Genomic DNA, 1,163 nt, shown 5'->3' with positions numbered 1-1,163 from the left:
GGGCACGCGAACGGCATCGAACCAGCGGTGACAGGGCACCACTTGCACGCCTTGTCCTGCGGACGGCAGCCACAGGGGGAGTGAGTCCTGTACTCGATCCATGCGCCGAAGTTACGTTTGGTGATTGGGTCGTCACAGGTATGCGGCGTGGGAATCCGGCCGTCGCGCCGCGCCCCCACCAGGCACGGAGCGTGCCCGCTATGCGAGTTCGAAGAACGTCGCCAGGCGGCGCTGCTGCGGCGTCAGCCGCCGACGTTTGCTGTGCCGCAGCACGTCGCGGAACGTGCCCGCCGCCATGCGCTGGTGGCGCAGCCACTCCGGCGTCTCGTCCAGCAGCCCGGAGAGGATCGCGGTCGCCTCGGAGCCCTGGCGCAGCTGCGCGTGGGCCTGCGCCACGTCGAGGAGGTGGCGGCGCGCGAGCTTGCTGTCCGCGCCGTACCCCAGGCGTTCGGCGAAGGCCAGCACCCGGCGGGGGCGGCCCGTCACGAGGTAGTTCTCGATCCCCTGGAAGGCGACGGTGCGCCAGTCGAAGCGGCCCCAGCTCGACGGCTCCACCACGGAACGGCCGCCCAGCGCCGCGCCCGCCGTGCGGGCCATGCGCAGCAGGTCCCGGGCCTCGGCGGGCCGGTTGTTGCGGGCGGCTGCCGCGCTGGCGTGGACCAGCAGCTTCCCCCACGCGCCCAGCGTCTCGCGCGAGGCGCGGGAGATGCGCGGCTCGATCGCCTCGGCCGTTGCCACGCTGACGCGTTCGGCCTCGTCCAGCCGGCCCTGGCGCATCAGGAGCCAGCCCTGCTGGTACACCGCTCCGGCCACGCCCGCGCGGTCCTCCGCCTCGTCCGCGTCGGTGACGGCGTCCCGCAGGGCGACGTGGGCCAGGTCGTAGGCGCGCACCTGCGTGAGGTAACGCCCGGCCATCTGGAGGGCGTTGGACCGCAGGACCAGCGCGCGCACGCGTTCGGGGCCGCCGTCGAAACGCTCGACGGCCGCGTGCGTTGAACGCACCAGGCCCGGCAGCAGCCCGGCCACCTGCCGGTAGTCGTCCCCGTGGTAGGCGTGGGCCACGTGCCGGGCGGCGTCCGCCAGGTGCCCGAGATCCAGCTCCGGGTCGGCCTCCCCGGGGGCCGCGACGGAGCCGCCGAAGGTGACCGGCGGGGCGATGGCCT

General features: G+C 74.3%; 1 protein-coding gene. It reads right to left on the bottom strand.

All coding sequences use genetic code 11. From position 1 onward, the window contains the following. Nucleotides 1–198: 198 nt before the first annotated feature. The coding region (locus tag D7231_RS36815; protein ID WP_120760466.1) for an XRE family transcriptional regulator at nucleotides 199–1,163 on the bottom strand (965 nt) is incomplete at its 5' end.

This window comes from Streptomyces klenkii (assembly GCF_003626645.1).
In the GTDB taxonomy this organism is placed as follows: Bacteria; Actinomycetota; Actinomycetes; order Streptomycetales; family Streptomycetaceae; genus Streptomyces; species Streptomyces klenkii.
This window is presented reverse-complemented; position numbering and strand designations above follow the sequence as displayed.